Below are 20,149 nucleotides of genomic sequence, written 5' to 3'. Positions count from 1 at the left end.
AGAGGAACTTTATTTCTGGGCGGTTTATGTATAGAACGAAATAGCCCTGGATACCTATCTAGTAAACCAATAGTAACAACAGCTACCATCGCATCGGCTAAAGGAGAATGAGACGAAGCACGTTAAAAATTAATTTTTCTAACTGAAAATTTTATTTTATTTATATGTTAAGTAGCTTTCACTATTTTATTTGTATAATCTATCATTCAGTCTAAATTAGCGAATGTATAATCTATCATTCAGCCTTATTGATTATTGACCTCTGTTACTTATTAATCGGTTGAAATTTAGGTATTAAGACATCTCTTTTTAAGACATTACATACTACTCACTTAGTAGTTATTTATTAACGGAATTTGAGAACTTCTGTAGGCATACTCTATCCTAGACATTGCCTGAACTTGTGCTTCAAAAATCATGAGCCATTATATGAATAGTTAGCACGTTTACGGCACTATCTATGTCTCAAGACTTATTAAACTCCTTTCAAGAAGCATACAGTAATCTCGAACTGTTTCCGTTGATGGAACGGAATGAAATGGAAAGATTTCGAGTCGAATATGGTGATGATTTGATTGCAGACCTGAACCAATTAGTGGAAGATAGTCCTAATGGAGATGGCAAAATTGTCTTTACAGGACATCGGGGATGTGGTAAGTCTACTTTGTTAGCTGAATTTACCCGACAAATTCAAGATAAATATTTTGTAGTTCTGTTTTCTATTGCTGACAAAATTGAAATGTCGGCGGTTAATCATATTAATATACTGTTTGCGATCGCAGTTAATTTAATGACAGAGGCAGAAGCACGCAAAGTTGATATTCCGCAATCCACTAAAGAAGCTCTTTATAAGTGGTTTGCTACCCGCACTCGCACTGAAGAATCAAATTTGCAAGCAGAAGTTAGTGTAGGTTTTGACCTCTTAAAATTGATTAGTTCTAAATTAAAAGCTGATGCTAGCGTTCGGGATGAAATTAAACAAGAGTTTGAACGCAAGTTATCAGATTTAGTTGCCAGAATTAACGAAATAGCGGCTTTAATTCAAGCTGCGACTAAACAAAACGTTTTAGTAATTATTGATGATTTAGATAAACTTGACTTAGGCAGAGTTAATGAAATTTATCGAGATAACATTAAAGCTCTTTGTCAACCTAACTTTCAAATTATCTACACTATCCCAATCGCAGTCCTTCGAGAAACATTTATCAGCACAATAATTGCCACTGAAACCAACGATCAAGTTGTGGCAATGCCTGTCTTAAAAATTTTTGATAAAGGTAAAAATCGCTTCCCAAATGCTCAACCTCGCCCGGAAGCAACAAAAATTCTCGGTGAAGTTTTACAAAAACGAATTTCTAGTGAATTAATCACGGCAGAAACTGCTGAAAAAATCGTGATCTACAGTGGTGGCGTATTGCGCGAGTTAATTCGGATTTCTAAGGAATGTTGCCGCATTTGTTTGCGAATGATCCGGCGAAATCCGACTGCTGAAGTTGTTATTGATGATAAAATTCTCCTTCAAGCAATCAATAAAATTCGCAATGACTTTTCTATACGTTTAGGAAAAGTTGATACAGATATTTTGCAGAGTGTTTATGAACAATTTATGCCCAATGATCCCAAACAAGCAGAGTTTTTGGATTTGCTACATGGGCTGTATGTTCTAGAATATCGTACTGATGAAACTTGGTACGATGTTCATCCGATTATTATCGAAAGCTTGAGAAGACAGGGAGCTATTAATGTTAAATGAAGAATTATTTGATGAAGGAGAAAATCAAGATGCGTATGATGATTTAATTGTTTCTATTGAAGCTCAAAGGCGGGGATTAAATTTACTAATTGCAGTTTGCGATGATGCTAGCTTTCGTGATGAGATTATTGCTCAGTATGAAGCCGAGCTACAATCTACTTTCCGGGCATATCGAGAGACTTTAGCACGTCAAGAACCGAGCCTAAAAGCTGCTCTTAATCAACTAGTACAACAAGAGGAATATCTTCGTCAGCAGAACCTGGCAGTAATTACTGTGACGGGTGCTGAACAACTTTATTTTCTCCGATTGGGAAAAGAGCAATCGGAACAGGAGAAATTTTTTGGTTACTTACAGTGGACAAGGGAAGGATTGCGCGAGTTTCCGTTTGCGATCGTGCTTTGGGTAACTAATCAAATTTTAGTTAATCTGATTAAAAAAGCTCCAGATTTTTGGAGTTGGCGCAATGGTGTATTCCGGTTTGAATCTAAAAAGACGAATGCTATTCCTGGTAAAGAGCTAGAAAATATCCGTTTTGTTTTTAGAGACACAGAATTAGCCAGCACAGATACTAATGAAGATAACTCCTTTTTCTTGCCCATCCAAGATTTACAAGGGTTAATCGAGAAAGTAGAACAAGAAGGGGGAACTAAAGATCCCAGTTTGGCTACTTTATACTCAAGCTTAGGTGATATTTACCGCAGCAGATTAGAGCGGGGTGAGTCTCAGAATTATCAAGAAGAACAAGAACTAGCAATAAAGTATTGGCGTCAGGCGATTGAGATACAAAATGAATCAGGTTTGCAGATAGATTTAGCTAATAGCCTCAACAATTTAGCAGGAATATATCGTGCAACAGGACACTACAACGAAGCCGAACCATTATATCAACAAGCTTTAGAACTGAGGAAACGCCTGCTAGGAGAGAACCATCCTTCTTTTGCTACTAGCCTGAATAATTTGGCAGGACTCTACAAATCTACTGGACAATATACTAAAGCGGAAATCTTATATCAACAAGCTTTGGAACTGAGGAAACGCCTGTGGGGAGAAAATCATCCTGATGTAGCCATCAGTCTCAACAATTTGGCATTATTATATGATGAACAAAAACGTTATGACGAAGCCGAACCTCTGTATCTGCAATCATTAGAACTCGAAAAACGTTTGGTTGGCGAAAACAATCTTTCCTTAGCTCTTATACTGAATAATTTAGCACTACTTTATTATCATCAAGGACGTTACAGTGAAGCTGAACCGTTGTCGCTACAAGCAATAGAACTAGATAAGCGATTTTTGGGAGAAGAGAATCCCGATGTTGCAACAGATTTGCACAATTTAGGATTGATATACCGCGCTCAAGGACGCTACGATCAAGCGGAATCTTTGTTTTTGGAATCATTGGAACTCAAGCAACGTTTATTGCAAGAGGCGCATCCGCTTTTAGCAGATACTATCTATGCTCTTGGTTTTATGTACAGGGAGCAGGGGCGTTACAATGAAGCGGAACCCTTATGTATAAAAGCCTTAGAACTTGATAAGCACCTATTGGGAGAAGATCATCCCAATGTTGCTGAAAGTCTCAATAATCTGGCAGAGATTTATCGTGAAACGGGACGTTACAGCGAAGCAGAACCGCTTTATTTGCAAGCTTTAGATATTTGTGAACGAGTCTGGGGTGTAGATCATCTTCGTAGTCTCACTGTTCGTCAAAATCTAGAAAAGCTCGCCACCGTAATGCAGAATAATGGAGAGTGCGATGTCTTGTCTACGACACGCCGCGCGAACGACAACCCCTTTGGGGAAAGCATTACATAGAGCAAAAACATTATTTTGGGTTAAGCTGACTCCAATCTAGAAATAGCAAAATGGCTAAAGATGTTTTCCATCAACAGGTTAAAAAAGCATTAATTAAAGATGGGTGGATAATTACTCACGATCCTTTTACAATTCGTATTAGTGAAGCAATTAAACTACAAATAGATTTAGCGGCTGAAAATGCCATTGCCGCAGAACGTAATACAGAGAAAATAGCTGTCGAAATTAAAAGTTTTATTGCAGATTCAGATATCAGTGAATTTCATACTGCGCTAGGACAATATCTAAATTACTGCCAAGCTATTGAAGAACAAGAAGCAGACAGAGCGCTTTACCTAGCAGTTCCTATTGAAACATATCAAGATTTTTTTCAACTTTCTTTTGTCCAACGCGCTCTTCATCGTTACCAAGTTAAGTTGATAATTTACGATCCAAAATGTGAGGAAATTCGACTATGGATAAAATAGAACAATATCGACAACTGATCAAACAAGTATTGAGCGAACATCAACAAATAGCATCTAATACCGATACAGTAAATTCACAACTAATTTTAGACAATGAAAATGACCATTATCAACTAGCTTATGTTGGCTGGCAAGGAGATAAGCGGGTATTTGGTCCGGTCATGCATTTTGATATACAAAATGGAAAAATATGGATTCAGTATAACGGTACAGAAGAGTCTGTTGCTGAACGATTGGTTGAGTTAGGTGTACCTCCTTCTGATATTGTGATTGGATTTCATTCTCCTTTTAAACGCCAATTTAGTTCTTATGCTGTTGAGTGAATATAAATATTTTTAACGAACCGCCTTTCCTTCTCTTCGAGAGGCTGCGCCAACGGAACGCTACGCGAACGCGCAGCGTCTCGTTAGAGAAGGACGCGAAGGACGCAAAGAGAAGAAAGAAATGCTTAACTGAACTGTATTGCATTTAAATCCGGTGAAAGCAGAACTGGTACAACAACCTGAAGAATTGGAGTTTTCCAGCTATTTGGAATATGCAGGATTAAGAGGAGTGTTACTGGATGATTAGCCTAACTAAAGATCCCCGACTTCTTTAAGAAGTCGGGGATCTGAATAATCTGTAGTGGAAAGTGCGATCGCTATACTAAGGAACCGCCACGAAACCAGCTTGCTCAATTGCCCTTTGTCCCTCATCAGTTAATAAAAGCTTGGCATAAGCATCTCCAATCTGCTGTTCCCGGCCTTTATTCTGCTTAATAATCACAAACAAGTTAGCGATTAAGGGATAGCTGCCATCTTTAATAGCCTGAGTATTTAGCTGGTTGCGCTGACGTAGACATTGCTCAGGTGACACCAGAGGTTCGCGGTAAGGGGCAATTAGCTTACCAGAAGTGCTACCCAATGGCAAAGCCTTCACACTACATTGAGGTAATACTGAACGGGCAGAAGCGTAATAGACACTACCAGGAGTTTTACTGAGTTGGCGCACTGCCTCTGTAGTAGAGTAGACATACTGCACATTAGAGCCAAATGCTTGCCCCTTCAAGTTGCTGTTGCTAGGGAATATTACTGTATCCGCGTCCTCTGGTCTTTGAGACAAAGGTGTGATGGCTAGGTTTGGCCCACCTACTTGATTCCAGTTAGTAATTTTCCCTAAATAAATTTGCTGCAATTGATCAACAGTTAAACTTGGCACATTAAGTGATGGGTTGACTACCACTGCTACTCCATCCATACCCACTTGACGTTGCTCAAGGGTGAAGCCTCGCTCTTTTGCCATAGCTTGTTCTTCATCTGTGAGGGGACGGGAAGACTGAGCAAAGTCTATTTTCCCATCAAGCAACATCCGAATGCCGGAGCTAGAACCAGGGCTACCACTAACAGGGTTTACATAGCGTAATTGTAATTCCGGGCGATCGCTCTGGATTTGAGAATCTACCAATTGCCGGATAGATGCCCAAGCTGTACTGCCTCCGTAGTTGAATGAAGCATTGGGAACATCAGGAACTGTCTGAAAAGTTGATGCATTACTAGAAAGACTGTTTAAATTTTGATTAGAGGAATTAAGGCTGTTGCGGGACAATAAATTCGGCTTAAGTAACCACCAAAGCAGTCCGCCAATAACCATAAGTGTCAGCACTTTCCCAATAATCAAACCTCTAATAAAGAGGCCAATTTCACCGTTAATTAAAGCTTTTCTTTGATTTGTATTGTCCATATCTTTAAATCTTGTTTATTATATTTATCCTACAGGAATCTATAAATACTATAAATATTTAGATTAAAAGTAAATCTGGAATAAGTCAGTTAATAGCCAGTTTGATGATTGCTGCTAGATGATTAATTCTTTCTAATGTAGTAAGGTTCAATTTCCTTTTTGGTAGTCTTTGCAATGGCGGAATTGCTTTTATAGACTCCTCTGTTAGCTGCTGATTTAGCTATTAGGCGATTGACCTTAATAATTAGTGAATCGCGGCTCAAGCAATTTTTCTCTAAAATTATTTAATTGAGTAGGTTGGTTTGGAGGTGATGTACCTGTATTGATAAATGTATAGATTAAAACTAGTACTATAAAACTAGTGATAGCACCAAGCCCTATTCCCAAAAACAAAAGAAAGTTTTTATAATTTATAAAATAGGTATCATCAGTGCCTTGTTTTATGTCAGTAGATTGTAAGGATTCTGACAATTCCATATCAGAATTAAGCGCTTGCAAAGCTTCTGCGGCAGATTGGTAACGCTGGCTATAGCGATCGCAAACCATCGTATCTAATATATTTGCCAGAGCATCGCTTACCTGTGCCTTATCGCGCCAGAGAACTGCTCCAGTATTAGGATCTTCTTGTAGTTGTTCAGGCATTAAACCTGTCAAAGCTTGAATGCCAATCATCCCTACTGCATAGATATCGCTGCAAAGTTTTGGCTTTCCCTTAGCCTGTTCGCTTGGCATATAGCCAGGAGTTCCAACAGAAATTGTTAAGCCTGCTCCTAAAGCACCAATTTTCTTAATGCTCCCAAAGTCAATTAGCACAATTTTCTGATCGGAGTGCCGCCGCATTAAATTTTGGGGCTTAATATCCCGGTGAATAATGTTATTTTGGTGGACGAAGGACAAGACTTCTAGGATGTCTTTTAATAAATTTAAGACTACATTCTCGCTAAGACGCTGACCTGGTACAATTTCTTGAGTCAATGCATGACCGTCAATAAATTCCTGAACTAAATAGAAATCCCCATCTTCATTAAAATGGGCAAATAGTCTAGGAATTTGGTCGTGATCGTTGCCTAGCTGGTATAAAACTTCCGCTTCCCGATCAAATAAGCTTTTAGCGATGGGTAGAACAGCAGGATTGGTATCTTTTGGCTGGAAATGTTTGACGACACAATTGGGTCGTCCTGGTAAATCTAGGTCTAAAGCTAAGTAGGTATCACCAGAACCACCACTTCCTAAGTGTTTGACAATCTCAAAGCGATTCCGAAGTGTTTTTCTAGCCAGAGAGTATTGATGGCTTTTACGTCTACCACCTGATAACAAGTAAGTATTGCCAGATCCTCCGCTTCCCAACAGTTTGACTGTCTCAAAGCGACTTCGGAGTTTTTTTCTAACTAGAGGGTTCTGGCTCATGTGGCGTATACTACTTGTTAATTTACTGACCATTCAGAGCTTGGGTGAGGTTATGAATACCTGCCGCTAAATTTGTTGGTATTTGAGGCAGTCACTTTCTCATACTACCTATGCTTTTGAGCAATTTTATGATTAGCCGCTTGATTGGTTTCTCTCATACCTTTACGCGTATCTTAATATAAAAATTTATTTTTGTAATAGTTACTATAATTTTATCACTTAAGTAAATTTAACACTAGCCCACAGTAGTTAATAATTGTCGCCAGACGAGATTCAGGAGTCATCTTACGTATCTAGTCTTCTAGAAACAGTCCTAATTTAGATTTTGCTGCCAACCAAGAGAAAAAATAATGTGATTTCAGGGGAGCTAGCAGCAATGGCAGTATTTTATTAATGAAAAAAGCCCCCTAGTGGGGGCCTATTTAAGTTGTCCGCGTGGAATGAACAACTAATAATTAATACTCACAGTAGATACAGTAATCCGAACAAAATAATCCAAATTACGTCAACGAAGTGCCAATAGATTTCGGCTGCTTCAATGCCAAAGTGCTTTTCGTTACTGTAGTGACCCGGAACGCGCGATCGCCACAACACAGCAACAATTGCCAAAACGCCGATGGTAACGTGTAATCCGTGGAAACCAGTCAAAACGTAAAATGCACTGGCAAATAAATTGGTGGTTAAACCAAATTCTAAATGGGTATATTCATATACTTGACCCACCAAGAAAATAGCACCCATTGCAGCCGTAATTGCTAACCAAATCTGGGCACCCCGCGCATCGTTCTTTTTAATAGCAGTGTCAGCATTGTGCATGACAAAACTACTAGAAATTAGATTGATCGTGTTGACTCCAGGTAGCAATAGTTCTAATTCTGGGGTACCTGCTGGCGGCCATGCGGGTAAGGTAGCACGGAAAGCCAAATAGGCTCCGAACAACCCCATAAAAATCATCCCTTCAGCAATAAGAAAGACAATTAGCCCAAACATCCGATGATCTGGATGTTCTTCGTGATGACCGACGGACGCTTCCGCCGCGTGGTGATGATTCAGTTCGGTTTTAGCTGGGTCAATAGTTTGACTTTGCATGAATTTTGATAAATGGGGAATGGGGAATGGGGATTTAGAAGTTAGGAGTTAGGAATTGTCATAACTCTTAACTCTATTTACGGTCTTCGGGATTAGCAGCAACCGCCGGGTCGGGTTCTGCTCTTAATACTGAGTTCGGCCCGCCAGATAAAACTGGATTGGGATCTGATAAAGGTACACCTTCATTAGCATTTTCCAAGCCGTAGTCGTAGGGGCCTGTAGCTAGTACTGGGGTTTGATCAAAATTCTCGATCGCAGGTGGTGATGTAGTCATCCACTCTAAGGTCAATGCTCTCCAAGGATTATTACCAGCTTTCTCACCGTATAACCAACTCCAAATGGCATTGATGATGAAGGGGAATGTCGAAACTGCTAGTATGTAAGCGCCATAAGTGCAGATTTCGTTGAGAAAGGTAAATTTGGGGTCATACTGGGCAATACGGCGGTTCATGCCCATTAATCCCAGCTTGTGCATTGGTAAGAAGGTCATGTTTAGACCAACTATTGTTAAGGCAAAGTGAACCTTACCCCAAAATTCGTTCACCATCCGTCCCGTCATTTTTGGGAACCAGTGGTAAATCGCTGCATAAATACCGAGAACACTACCACCAAATAGGACGTAGTGCAAGTGTGCTACTACAAAATAGGTGTCGTGAACGTGAATATCAAAGGGCACTGCTGCCAACATCACACCACTGATCCCGCCAATCACAAAGGTACCGACAAAACCCATTGCGAACAGCATGGCAGTGTTAAGCCGGATTTTTCCACCCCACATGGTTCCTAACCAGCTGAAAATTTTAATTCCTGTGGGTACGGCAATGATCATGGTGGTGATCATGAAGAACATCCGCAACCAACCGGGAATACCACTGGTAAACATGTGGTGCGCCCAAACAATTAGCCCCAGAAAGCTAATGGCAAGAGATGAATAAGCGATCGCTTTATAGCCAAAAATCGGCTTGCGAGAATGCACGGGGATAATTTCTGAAATTGCCCCAAAAAAGGGCAAAATCATGATGTAAACGGCTGGGTGAGAGTAAAACCAGAACATGTGCTGGTATACCACTGGGTCGCCACCGCCAGTAGGGTTAAAAAATGTTGTCCCGGCAAGTAAGTCAAAAGCCAGCAGAATTAGACCAGCTGCTAGCACTGGTGTAGATACTAAAGTCAATGCCGAGGTAGCAAACATCGCCCAGCAGAACAAGGGCATTTGGTGAACACCCATACCAGGGATACGCATCTTGAGCAATGTGACGAGGAAATTGATTGCCCCTAAAATCGATGACGTACCTAGTAGAAGAACGCTCATAATCCAAATTCCCTCACCTACTTGACCTGTTACCAAGCTCAGGGGAGGGTAGGAAGTCCAACCAGCATCCGGTGCATCGCCTACCACTAAACTAGCGATCAACAATAAACCCGCAGGGGGAATCATCCAAAAGGCAACAGCATTCAAGCGCGGAAATGCCATATCCTTTGCCCCAATCATCAAGGGAATGAGGAAGTTAGCAAAACCCGCACCAGCTGGCACAATCCACAAGAAAATCATGATCGTGGCGTGCAGCGTAAATAAGCTGTTGTAGACTTCAGGGGTGACAAAATCGACTTCTGGGGTTCGCAGTTCTGTACGAACCAAGTCAGCCATCACCCCACCGATACAGTAAAAAATGAATGTAGTGACTAGGTATTGAATCCCAATCACCTTATGGTCGGTATTGAAACTAAAATAGTCTTGCCATTTTCTGATCCCTGGCTCCTCAACAAGAGCAGGGGCGTTGGCAGTTTCTTGCACTTGAGCTTGGGTCATAGTCATTAGCCATTAGTCATTAGTCATCAGTTATTAGCCATTGGATTTGACTAAATAACATATTGACTAATGGTGAACTTGATGGAGGATTTCTGGCTTAATTCCCATATCCTTGGTGTAAGGAGCGAGAAATTCATTTGGGGATAGATTCGCGGGGTTAACAGCAACGGCTTGATTTAGTGTTTCTTTGCTGGCAACTAGCTGTTCTTGCATCCATTTGTCAAAGGCTTCTTCTGGCTCAACGACTACTGTTGCTCTCATTGCACCGTGGTAGGGGCCACAAAGTTCAGCACAGATTAGGGTATAATCTCCTGCTTTTTTGGGAGTGAAGCGAATCTCGCTTTGTCTACCAGGGATTGCGTCTTGTTTCAGGCGGAACTCTGGCACCCAAAAGGCGTGGATGACATCGTTGGCTGTCATATTGATTTCCACTTCTCGCCCGATGGGGACGTGCATTTCACCTGTAGTTATACCAGTTTCAGGATAAGTGAAAAGCCAAGCATATTGTAGACCTGTGACGTTGACTTGTAATCCTGCTGGTTTGCCTGCTTTATCAGGAGTTCCCCCAATTGTCGGAGCAACACTACCGACACCAGGAGCATTCCGCAATTGGGGAATTTGGTCAGCATTGCGGACTTCTGCGGTAGCTGGATCTTGCATTGCCTCATCAGATTTTTCTTGATTGAGGTTGGGTTCGGTGCTAGGAGGAGTATCACTTAAAGTTGCTGCCATCGCACTTCCAGGCATTGCCATTGACTCCTGATTCATCATCGGCGCTTCATGAATAGCATGGGGATCAAAGCCACCAATTTCGTTGTAGACATCAAAGCTATAAACAGAAATACCGATAACGATAATTGCTGGGATCGCCGTCCAGAGAATTTCTAGAGGTACATTGCCCTCAACTGGTGGGCCGTCTTTATTGTCACCTGCACGCCGACGGTATTTAAATGCAGAGTAAATTAAAATACCTTCTACGAGCAGGAATATACCTGTAGAAATGATCATCATCGCGTTGAACAGACCATCAACTAATTCGGCTTCATCCGTGGCTGCTACTGGCAACAGTCCGTGATTTTGACCGTACCAAAGGCTGACTAGCGTTAGCACGATGCCAATGAGTAATGTCCAGATTGAACTTGGAATCTTCACGGCTTACTTAATTGAATTTACTACGTTATCTTAAAGCTGCTCACTTACTAAGGTAGTCTAGGCTGGAAGGCATAGAGTACAAAGGTCTGAAATTTTTATTAATTTTTTTAACTATTTTACTAATTTTGGGTACAAGGTGACTATCAGGATGCAGAAGGCAGAAGGAGGAGGCAAAAGCTAGGAGTAACCCAGATGTATTTAAAAGTATGGGATTTAACCACTGGGTTTTATACCCCAAACTCAAGTTTTCATTCATAATTATTTCCTCCTGCCTTCTCCTAAAATCAGTGAAAAAACTTAAGGAAAAATTTAGAATGTTTAAATTAATTGTGATTAATCAATTTTTCACATCTTGAAAAATACCTAAAGCTTCAGGCGAAACCTTTCTGGAGTGATTCAAAGTATAAGTGAGTGCTAATCTATAAACCCTTAGCCTATACGCTAGGGTGGAGATGGGACACTAAAAGAAAATTGAAAATTTTAAGAGATCCACCAAGAGCGGGCAGAAGGTATCCTTCATGAGCGAATTTGTCCTACAACAACAAAATGAAGCGGCGCTTGAGCAGCAAAAACCCAAGGAAATGATTCGTCGCTTGGTATGGAAAATATGCATAGCCACCTTAATTTTGATGGCAATAGGCAGCGCCACCCGCGTGATGAATGCTGGACTTGCTTGCCCAGATTGGCCCTTATGCTATGGCGAACTGGTACCAGCCAAGCAAATGAATCTCCAAGTGTTTTTGGAGTGGTTTCACAGATTGGATGCAGCTTTAATTGGTGTAAGCGCGATCGCACTCTTCGGCTTGTCCTGGTGGCATCGTCGTTTCTTACCCAGATGGCTGCCTTGGGCATCCACATTCGCCCTATTTTTAATTGTCTTCCAAGGCATCTTGGGGGGACTCACCGTTACCGAACTGTTGCGGTTTGATATTGTTACCGCCCATTTAGGAACGGCGCTGTTATTTTTTTGCACCCTGCTGATTATCGGCACAGCACTCACTCCCTATCAGGGGACTGGAACCGTTGGTAAGTTGCCTTGGGTCGGTTTAACTGCTGCTGTTCTAGTTTACCTGCAAAGTTTGCTAGGTGCTTTGGTAGGCTCTCGCTGGGCGCTACACCAATGCCTCGGCGGTTCTCAACTTTGTACTGTAATGTACAGCCATATAGCTGGTTTGGTGCCGCCTTCCTTGGCAACCTTGGCAATGGTGTTTATTTGTTGGCGGACACCAGCACTACATCCAGCCTTGCGGCGACTGGCAAATATAGCTGGTGGGTTGTTGATCTTACAAATCTTGTTGGGATTCGCCACTTTCAAATTACACCTCCAAGTTGAGCCTCTCACCGTCTCTCACCAAGCTATAGGAGCTACTTTGCTGGGTACTTTGGTGGTTTTCACAGTTCTTGCACTGCGTGACTCAGTGAGTGCTGATTCACGAGTGCTGAGTGCTGAGTAGGGAATGGGGCATTGGGCATTGGGCATGGTTATTAATTCTTGTCCCTCTCTACCTCATATCCCTCATATCCACTAAACGACGAAAACCGCAACGGCGAGTATTGCGACCCACGCAGGTGCAGAAAATCTGTGTTTTCGTTTGCCTGAAAGAGCCACCTTGAGCGGGGGCTGCATATAAGTTGTTGAAAAATAAGGAACCAGAGCCAAAATGATTGAGACTAATGTCTCTCGCCACCACCAAACATTTTTACAGGTAATTCAAAGTTACTACCAGCTAACGAAGCCTCGGATTATTCCGTTGCTTTTGATTACCACGGCTGGGAGTATGTGGATTGCTGCTAAGGGAGAAGTAGATCCATTGCTGTTGCTAGTAACTCTCACTGGTGGCACTTTGGCTGCTGCAAGCGCCCAGACAATTAATTGTGTCTATGACCGGGATATTGATTATGACATGGAGCGGACGCGCCATCGTCCGATGCCTTCGGGTAAGGTGCAGCCGCGTGATGCTCTCATTTTTGCGATCGCACTGGCGACAATTTCTTTTACACTCCTAGCAGTATTTGCCAATCTGTTAGCCGCCCTGCTAGCTTTCTCTGGCATCGTCTTTTATATTTTGGTCTATACCCACTGGCTGAAACGCCACACCCCTCAGAATATCGTTGTTGGTGGTGCGGCTGGGGCAATTCCGGCTTTAGTGGGTTGGGCTGCTGTCACAGGCACATTAAGCTGGTCAGCATGGTTAATTTTTGCCATCGTCTTTTTATGGACACCACCCCATTTCTGGGCACTAGCTCTGATGATTAAAGATGACTACGCAAAAGTTGGGATACCAATGTTACCTGTAATTGAAGGTACTACGGCAACTGTAAAGCAGATTTGGTATTACACGCTGGTAACAGTATTTGCAACCGTGTTATTGGTTTATCCTTTGGGCGCAAGTGGAATTCTTTATGGTGCGATCGCTGTAATTCTGGGAGGATTATTTATCCACAAATCTTGGCGTTTGTTGCAAAATCCAGAGGATCGGGCTGTAGCTAAAGAGTTATTTCTCTTTTCCATCTCCTACATGATGCTGTTGTGTCTGGGGATGGTAGTTGATAGTCTTCCCGTTACCCATAATTTAATTAGTGCGGTGAGTAATCATCTGCATTTTATTGGATAGGGGATGCAAAATTTAGCGATCGCGTTTGGTAAAAGGGCGCGATCGCATTTTTGGAAATTAAAAAATATACATAATAAATAGAGTTTGGCAGATTTGCGATTGTCAGTAAAGTTTTAGTTATGAGTGAATTTATTAAAAATTGACTCGGTTAAAGCTCTAGCTGTGTAACCACCATCTGGATCATCTTCAACGAGAAATACAATTTCAGTCATAACTCTTCCCTTAACTACTAAATTTTATGATCGCTCATGAGACAATAATCTCTCGTGCGATCGCACCAGGGGCTAACTCAATTGATTCTGGCTGTAAATACAATTGAATTGCTTCTTTAATATTTTCCAAAGCTTCTTCTTAAGTTTTTCCTGCTGAAGTACAGGCAGGTAATTCTGCACACCATACAGCCCAATCGCCTGTTTCTAGGTCTGATTCAAGAATCACGCGTCATTTCATACCTAATCCTCTGGGATGTAATTATTGTAAATTGGGAACAGCAATGTCTACGATGGGCTATGCCTACACATCTCTAAAACTTAAAATCTAAAATCTCCGTAACTTTCCCAACTATCCCAATCTCCCGAAATCTCTCTACTATCCCAGTCCCTCGAACTGTCCCAGCTTTCACGAGTTCCCCAATTTTTCCGTTGTCTGCAATCTTCTCCACTTAACTTAGTTGTATTCGATTTTAAATCTATATCTCGATTAGATTGTGGGTTATTACAAAAATCTAAATCTAGAAATACTTCTGGAATTAGAGCAGTAAAGCATATTTGGGAATAAGCAGATAGTGTCTATGTTCAGTTTTCCCAATTTATGCTTACTAGGTTTCACGAGTCTTTATATTTTTGAGCGGATTTATTTCTAGTGGCGGCTACAGTCTCAAATTACTTTTGCTAGCGTAGTGATATAGGATTTATCGCTCCCCAGTAAGTGCCTGGAAGCAAAAGGATTAATATGGCTCATTTAAATCAGCGTCGTCCCCAAAATGTCAACGGCGATTTTTATGTAGATACTACCTGTATTGATTGTGATACCTGTCGCTGGATGGCTCCTGAAGTATTTTATGATGTTGATGATCAATCGGCTGTTTATCATCAACCAACCAATGAGGCCCAAAGATTAGCCGCGCTTGAAGCACTTTTAGCTTGTCCTACTAGTTCTATTGGCACAGTTGAGAAACCAAAAGATATCAAAGATGCTCAACAAAAATTTCCAATATTAGTAGCGGAAAATGTTTACCACTGCGGCTATCATTCTGAAAAATCTTATGGTGCTGCTAGCTATTTAATTCAGCTTCCAGAAGGTAATATTTTGGTAGATTCGCCCCGGTTTACGCCGCCTTTAGTCAAGCGTTTAGAAGAACTGGGGCCAATTCGTTATATGTACCTAACTCATAAGGATGATGTGGCAGATCATCAAAAGTTTGCCGAGCATTTTCAGTGCGATCGCATCCTCCACACTGATGATATTACTGCGGATACTCGCAATGTAGAAATACAGCTAACTGGTTCAGAGCCATTTGCTTTGACTCCAGATTTATTAATTATCCCAGTTCCCGGTCACACCAAAGGACAAACCGCCCTAGTTTATAAAAATAAGTTTCTGTTCACTGGCGACCATCTCGCTTGGTCAGAAAGCTTGCACCAACTGACTGCATTCTACGGTGTCTGCTGGTATTCTTGGTCAGAACAGATTAAATCAATGCGTAACTTGGCTAATTATTCTTTTGAGTGGGTGCTACCAGGTCATGGGCGAAGGTTTCATGCTGATAAGGAAACCATGCGCCAGCAGATGCACAAGTGTATTGAGTGGATGGAATCTTTGAATTGACATTAAACAACTGACTTTTCACGTCATATAGAAAAATCTTCTAGCCACATTTTTGTCAAAGTGAAACTGTCACACTCACCGACATCCCGCCCAGAACTGAAGTTCTGGGCTGATAGCGAAAGTCCACTCAAGTGGACTAAATGATCAATTCAGTCCACTTGAGTGGACTTGGGCTATGAGACTCGGAATTCATTCCGAGGCGGGATAGAAACGTAGTGAGAGATTTATAAAGATATGACTGTGGGCTTGTGTGTACACCGTACCTTTTTAGGAGAGAGATTTAGAGAGAGGTCAGACTATATTGCATACAAACCAGCGATCGCTATAACCTGGGTTTTAGCACCCTTTAACCAAACACGGATTATGAAAAAGCTGATCAACAACCCGGAAGACTTTGTGCGGGAAAGTCTAGAAGGTATGGCGGCGGCTCATTCCGATTTAATTAAACTGAACTACGATCCTACTTTTGTCTATCGAGCCAATGCACCTATTCCGGGTAAAGTAGCAATTATTTCTGGTGGTGGCAGTGGACATGAACCAATGCACGCTGGCTTTGTGGGTAAAGGAATGCTTGATGCAGCTTGTCCTGGTGAGGTTTTCACTTCACCAACTCCAGACCAAATGCTAGAAGCAGCAAAGCTTGTAGATGGAGGCTCAGGTATCCTTTATATCGTCAAAAATTACAGTGGCGATGTGATGAACTTTGAGATGGCAACAGAGTTAGCCCGTGCTGAGGGCATTCGATCGCTAAATATTTTGATTGATGACGATGTAGCAGTGAAAGATAGCCTCTATACGCAAGGACGGCGGGGTGTGGGAACAACAATACTGGCGGAGAAAATTTGTGGTGCGGCGGCTGAGGCTGGGTATGATTTGACACAAATAGCAGATTTATGTCGTCGAGTAAATCTGAATGGGCGGAGTATGGGAATTGCTCTAACATCTTGTACAGTACCTGCTAATGGAACACCGACATTTGAATTGAGCGATCGCGAAATCGAATTAGGTATCGGTATCCACGGGGAGCCAGGAATAGAACGTACAGCCATTAAATCAGTAGATGAGATTACCGAAATTTTAACGCGATCGCTCCTTGAAGATGCAGCATACAGCCGCACACTGCGCGAGTGGGATGAAGATAAAGGAGAATGGGTAGATGTAGAACTAACAAATCTCCCATTTGCCAAAGGCGATCGCTTATTAGCTTTCGTCAATAGTATGGGTGGAACTCCGATTTCTGAACTTTATATTGTTTACCGCAAACTCGCCCAAATCTGCGAACAGCAAGGATTCCAAATTGTGCGAAACTTGATAGGCCCTTACATCACATCTCTAGAAATGCAAGGTTGCTCCATTACCCTGCTGAAATTAGATGATGAGATGATCCGCCTATGGGATGCACCAGTCAAAACACCAAGTTGGCGCTGGGGAATTTAACTAATTACGAATTAATATGGTGACTCAAGCGCAGATATTACAATGGTTGCAAGCTTATGCAACCGAGATAGAACAGAATAAAACATATTTAACAGAATTAGATGCTGCGATCGGAGATGCGGATCATGGAATCAATATGGATCGCGGCTTCAAAAAGGTAAGCGCTCAGTTATCAACTCTTACAGACAAAGACATCAGCAATATTCTCAAAGCTGTGAGTATGACCTTGATTTCTTCTATTGGCGGTGCGAGTGGCCCTCTTTATGGCACCTGGTTTTTACGAGCCAGTACAGCAGTAGTTGGTAAGCAAGAATTAACAGAACAAGATGTTTTAGAGCTACTCCAAGCAGGCTTAGACGGCGTGGTGCAACGTGGCAAAGCGCAACTAGGAGACAAAACAATGGTAGATGTGTTATCTCCGGCTGTAGGCGCTTTTGGGCAAGCTGTAGGAGAAAGTAAGGGAACGCTAGAGGCTTTGCAACAGGCTGTAGCAGCAGCCCAAAGGGGGTTGCAAGAAACTATACCGATGCAAGCGAGAAAGGGACGGGCTAGCTACTTGGGGGAACGGAGCATTGGACATCCAGATCCAGGAGGGACTTCTGTTTATTTGATGTTGAAAAGTTTGTTAGGGATCTTAGAAAGTTATAGGTAATATTAAATTCACGCAATAGAAAACGGTTCAGCGCGGGTGTAAGTCCTAGACACAGGCTAAAAATTCAAACTTATCTAAATTATCTGATTGACAGCAGATATACTCTGGATGCGCCATTTACCTCGTTCTCGAATCAAATCATACCGAACTCGCAAATCTTCGTTAAAAGACTTTTGATACTGACCATTTTCATATAATTGTTTCGCTTCCTTAACCGTAGCTTTCACTACGGCACGATCTGCAAATAAATCACTTGTTTCTACAGATTCTATCTTCAGACTATGGTCGTACTTGTAGTATTGTTTTTCTAACCTATACTGTTCACCAGTCTGCCGTGAATTAGACAAAGCTGAACCAGTTAAAATCTGCTCTAAATTATTAATTTCATGATTCGGCCCGAAAGCTTCAGCTTTGGCCAATAACCAAGTCTGAATAACTTCCTCTGCTGTTGAATTTGTTAGAGGGCCTTCTGGTGATTCTAGTTTCTTATTTGGATTAGGAATAGATATTGGTGGTTTATTTATTTCCACAAATAATTCTGAACCACGTATAGGTGGTGTAGGGAAAAACAGATTTTTTAACCATCCAAAAGTTGTTGTGGCTACCACCCAGAGAACTAATAGACTCACCAAAGAAATAAACACTCTCCATACCAGCCGTGTTTTCCCTTCGATGGTGTTAGCAAAAGTTCGCCGCCGCCGGGGACGACGAGAAGGAGGACGATTATCTGGTACACGCGCTCGGCTAGCAGATTGAGTAGGTTTTCTTTGCCTACGCTTTTGGTTATGAACGGGTGCAGCACGTTTAGCTGAACCGTTTAAATGCTCCTTAGTGCCTCTACTCATCCGTTCAGCAGCAGGAATGTCTGATTTTACACTTTCAGATGAATTCCACATAGGTGGTGAGAAGTTTGCATATTCGGATGTTTCTCTTGTTGGTGTTTTTGGTAAATCTGGGTCAGGTGTTCTGCTGTGATTAAATTGCCCTGAAGTTCTAGTTGAATTGTTGTGGAAAGGAGGATTATTTGTCTTGGGCTGAGGAAAATATTGAGGATTAATTACAGCCCATTCATTAGTTGTTTCTGCATCAGTTGGCAGTGCTTCTAAATAAGCTTGTACCTGTTGGTTAGCAAAGTAATCTTTTAGGAAAGCTTGCTGGTTTGCTAAATCTCTAAAATGGGGAAATACTTCGTGTTGCAACCACTGTTCTGTATATAGACACAGCCCCGGTAATAAATCTGGAGAGTCTTGAGATTTTTCCCGAATAAAAGCTAAAGCTTCGTACTCCTGACTAAGTTCTAAAACACGAGTTGCTTCTTCAGTTTGTCCCAAAAGTAATGCACATAGCGACTGTTCTAAATGTACATCTTGGCGCTTGCCCAAACGCATGAGCATTTGCCTTGCTTGCCGAATTAGAGCCGGTTGCCGTTGAGCAAATCCCCGCGCTATCAAGGCATAAACAGCTAAGTAAGTGGCAACAGCAGAAGGACGTTTGCTTTGAGCTTCAAATAACTTGTGCTGTTCCGCGACTGTTAAGTGGTTGCGTAACTGCTGGATAAATCGCAAAAAGTCATCTATATTTAAACCAGATTCATCATTGTTCGTGCCATCAATGCCACCACGATCTTCTAAAAGGTTTTGCAATAATTCCAAGCCTTGGCTTCGTTCGGCAGTTTTTTCTTGAGGTAGTGCCAACAACTCCAAAATTCGATATGGTCGCAATTTGTAAAGATCCGCCTGAATTTCTGCCTGTACAGTGGAAAACAACCCTTCACGTACTAGCAATTCTTGACCCGTTTCTAGAGATATGGCGGCATTTTCGTAATGACCTTGCTGCCACTGTTCACGACCTAATTCGAGACAGGCAAGGGCAACTGTGAGAACAACATCTGGATGTTCAGCGCTTTGGTATATTTCTTCATCTGCTAAATTATTACTTTTTATAACACTTTTAGCACTATTTTTATTTACCAGGTAAGGACGACCTAGTTTCAATACAAGCTCGTATTCGCCCAACTCTTGCAAAATTAATAAAGCACCAACTAATTCGTCTTGGCTAATTTCGATGCCCAGACTTTGGGTGTCGCTACCTCTTTTGGTGCTTTCTGGACGATTTTCCTTTGCTACTGCGGCAGCAGCAAGGTTATCAGGGTCATAGGCGTGGGCAAGATAGAGATGATCGTAGGTACTGCGTTGTTTTGGATCTGATAAAACCACGTAAGCTTCTTCTATGAGTTGTTTACGAGAAGAAATTGCTGCCTGAGAATACTCACGTCGAGGCAATTGTACAATGCGATCGCTGTATGCCTGCCGCAATTGTTCATCACTTGCCGCTAACGGTAGTCCTAAAATTCGGTAGTAATCTAGCGGAATTCGCACAGCCTACTTCCCCTGCACCGTGATCAA

Annotated in this window: 15 protein-coding genes and 1 pseudogene; 10 read left to right on the top strand and 6 right to left on the bottom strand. The window is 41.8% G+C overall.

All coding sequences use genetic code 11. The features are described from left to right. Positions 1–460 precede the first annotated feature (460 nt). The 5 genes and pseudogenes from V7K25_RS09820 to V7K25_RS31585 all read left to right on the top strand — a co-directional run. A complete protein-coding gene (locus V7K25_RS09820; protein ID WP_335157367.1) occupies positions 461–1,753 on the top strand; it encodes an ATP-binding protein in 1,293 nt (430 codons plus the stop codon). Further along, positions 1,743–3,569, top strand: coding sequence for a tetratricopeptide repeat protein (locus tag V7K25_RS09815; protein ID WP_335157365.1), 1,827 nt, complete (start codon positions 1,743–1,745; stop codon positions 3,567–3,569). The genes V7K25_RS09820 and V7K25_RS09815 overlap by 11 nt, the downstream gene beginning before the upstream one ends. A 50-nt stretch (positions 3,570–3,619) precedes the next feature. After that, a complete protein-coding gene (locus V7K25_RS09810; protein WP_335157363.1) occupies positions 3,620–4,036 on the top strand; it encodes a XisH family protein in 417 nt (138 codons plus the stop codon). Continuing rightward, positions 4,024–4,359, top strand: coding sequence for a XisI protein (locus V7K25_RS09805; protein WP_335157361.1), 336 nt, complete (start codon positions 4,024–4,026; stop codon positions 4,357–4,359). The genes V7K25_RS09810 and V7K25_RS09805 overlap by 13 nt, the downstream gene beginning before the upstream one ends. A 139-nt stretch (positions 4,360–4,498) precedes the next feature. Beyond that, positions 4,499–4,585: pseudogene (locus V7K25_RS31585) on the top strand (transposase); the annotation flags it as partial. A 96-nt stretch (positions 4,586–4,681) separates the two neighbouring features. On the opposite strand, the gene V7K25_RS09800 reads toward V7K25_RS31585, so the two are convergent. The 5 genes from V7K25_RS09800 to V7K25_RS09780 all read right to left on the bottom strand — a co-directional run bounded on the left by V7K25_RS09800 (position 4,682) and on the right by V7K25_RS09780 (position 11,213). Then, complete coding sequence (locus tag V7K25_RS09800) at positions 4,682–5,755, bottom strand: PstS family phosphate ABC transporter substrate-binding protein (protein WP_335157359.1); 1,074 nt, start codon at positions 5,753–5,755, stop codon at positions 4,682–4,684. Positions 5,756–5,992: 237 nt separating this feature from the next. Then, positions 5,993–7,162, bottom strand: a complete 1,170-nt coding sequence (locus V7K25_RS09795; RefSeq protein WP_335157357.1) for a serine/threonine-protein kinase — start codon at positions 7,160–7,162, stop codon at positions 5,993–5,995. A gap of 462 nt (positions 7,163–7,624) precedes the next feature. After that, a complete protein-coding gene (locus tag V7K25_RS09790) occupies positions 7,625–8,251 on the bottom strand; it encodes a cytochrome c oxidase subunit 3 (protein WP_100898841.1) in 627 nt (208 codons plus the stop codon). A 73-nt stretch (positions 8,252–8,324) separates the two neighbouring features. Continuing rightward, on the bottom strand, positions 8,325–10,061 hold the full coding sequence (gene ctaD / locus V7K25_RS09785) for a cytochrome c oxidase subunit I (RefSeq protein ID WP_335157407.1): 1,737 nt from the start codon (positions 10,059–10,061) through the stop codon (positions 8,325–8,327). A 66-nt stretch (positions 10,062–10,127) separates the two neighbouring features. Then, the gene (locus tag V7K25_RS09780) at positions 10,128–11,213 is read right to left on the bottom strand and encodes a cytochrome c oxidase subunit II (RefSeq protein WP_335157355.1); all 1,086 of its coding nucleotides are present in this window, start codon (positions 11,211–11,213) and stop codon (positions 10,128–10,130) included. Between the two features lie 518 nt (positions 11,214–11,731). Here V7K25_RS09780 and V7K25_RS09775 point away from each other — a divergent pair. From V7K25_RS09775 to dhaL, 5 genes are all read left to right on the top strand, one after another. Beyond that, entirely contained in the window at positions 11,732–12,667 is a 936-nt protein-coding gene (locus tag V7K25_RS09775; protein WP_335157353.1) for a COX15/CtaA family protein, read from the top strand. A 207-nt stretch (positions 12,668–12,874) separates the two neighbouring features. After that, positions 12,875–13,828, top strand: a complete 954-nt coding sequence (locus tag V7K25_RS09770) for a heme o synthase (RefSeq protein WP_335157352.1) — start codon at positions 12,875–12,877, stop codon at positions 13,826–13,828. A 951-nt stretch (positions 13,829–14,779) separates the two neighbouring features. Beyond that, a complete protein-coding gene (locus V7K25_RS09765; protein ID WP_335157350.1) occupies positions 14,780–15,655 on the top strand; it encodes an MBL fold metallo-hydrolase in 876 nt (291 codons plus the stop codon). A 363-nt stretch (positions 15,656–16,018) separates the two neighbouring features. Next, the gene (gene dhaK, locus V7K25_RS09760; RefSeq protein WP_335157405.1) at positions 16,019–17,092 is read left to right on the top strand and encodes a dihydroxyacetone kinase subunit DhaK; all 1,074 of its coding nucleotides are present in this window, start codon (positions 16,019–16,021) and stop codon (positions 17,090–17,092) included. 16 nt (positions 17,093–17,108) lie between these two features. Next, on the top strand, positions 17,109–17,744 hold the full coding sequence (dhaL, locus tag V7K25_RS09755; RefSeq protein ID WP_335157348.1) for a dihydroxyacetone kinase subunit DhaL: 636 nt from the start codon (positions 17,109–17,111) through the stop codon (positions 17,742–17,744). A gap of 74 nt (positions 17,745–17,818) precedes the next feature. Here dhaL and V7K25_RS09750 read toward each other — a convergent pair whose 3' ends face one another. Beyond that, positions 17,819–20,122, bottom strand: a complete 2,304-nt coding sequence (locus V7K25_RS09750; protein ID WP_335157346.1) for an IMS domain-containing protein — start codon at positions 20,120–20,122, stop codon at positions 17,819–17,821. Between the last annotated feature and the right edge of the window lie 27 nt (positions 20,123–20,149).

It is taken from the genome of Nostoc sp. (assembly GCF_036919495.1).
Classification (GTDB): Bacteria; Cyanobacteriota; Cyanobacteriia; order Cyanobacteriales; family Nostocaceae; genus Nostoc.
Note: the sequence above shows the minus strand (reverse complement) of the source record. Positions and strands in the feature narration are given on the sequence as shown.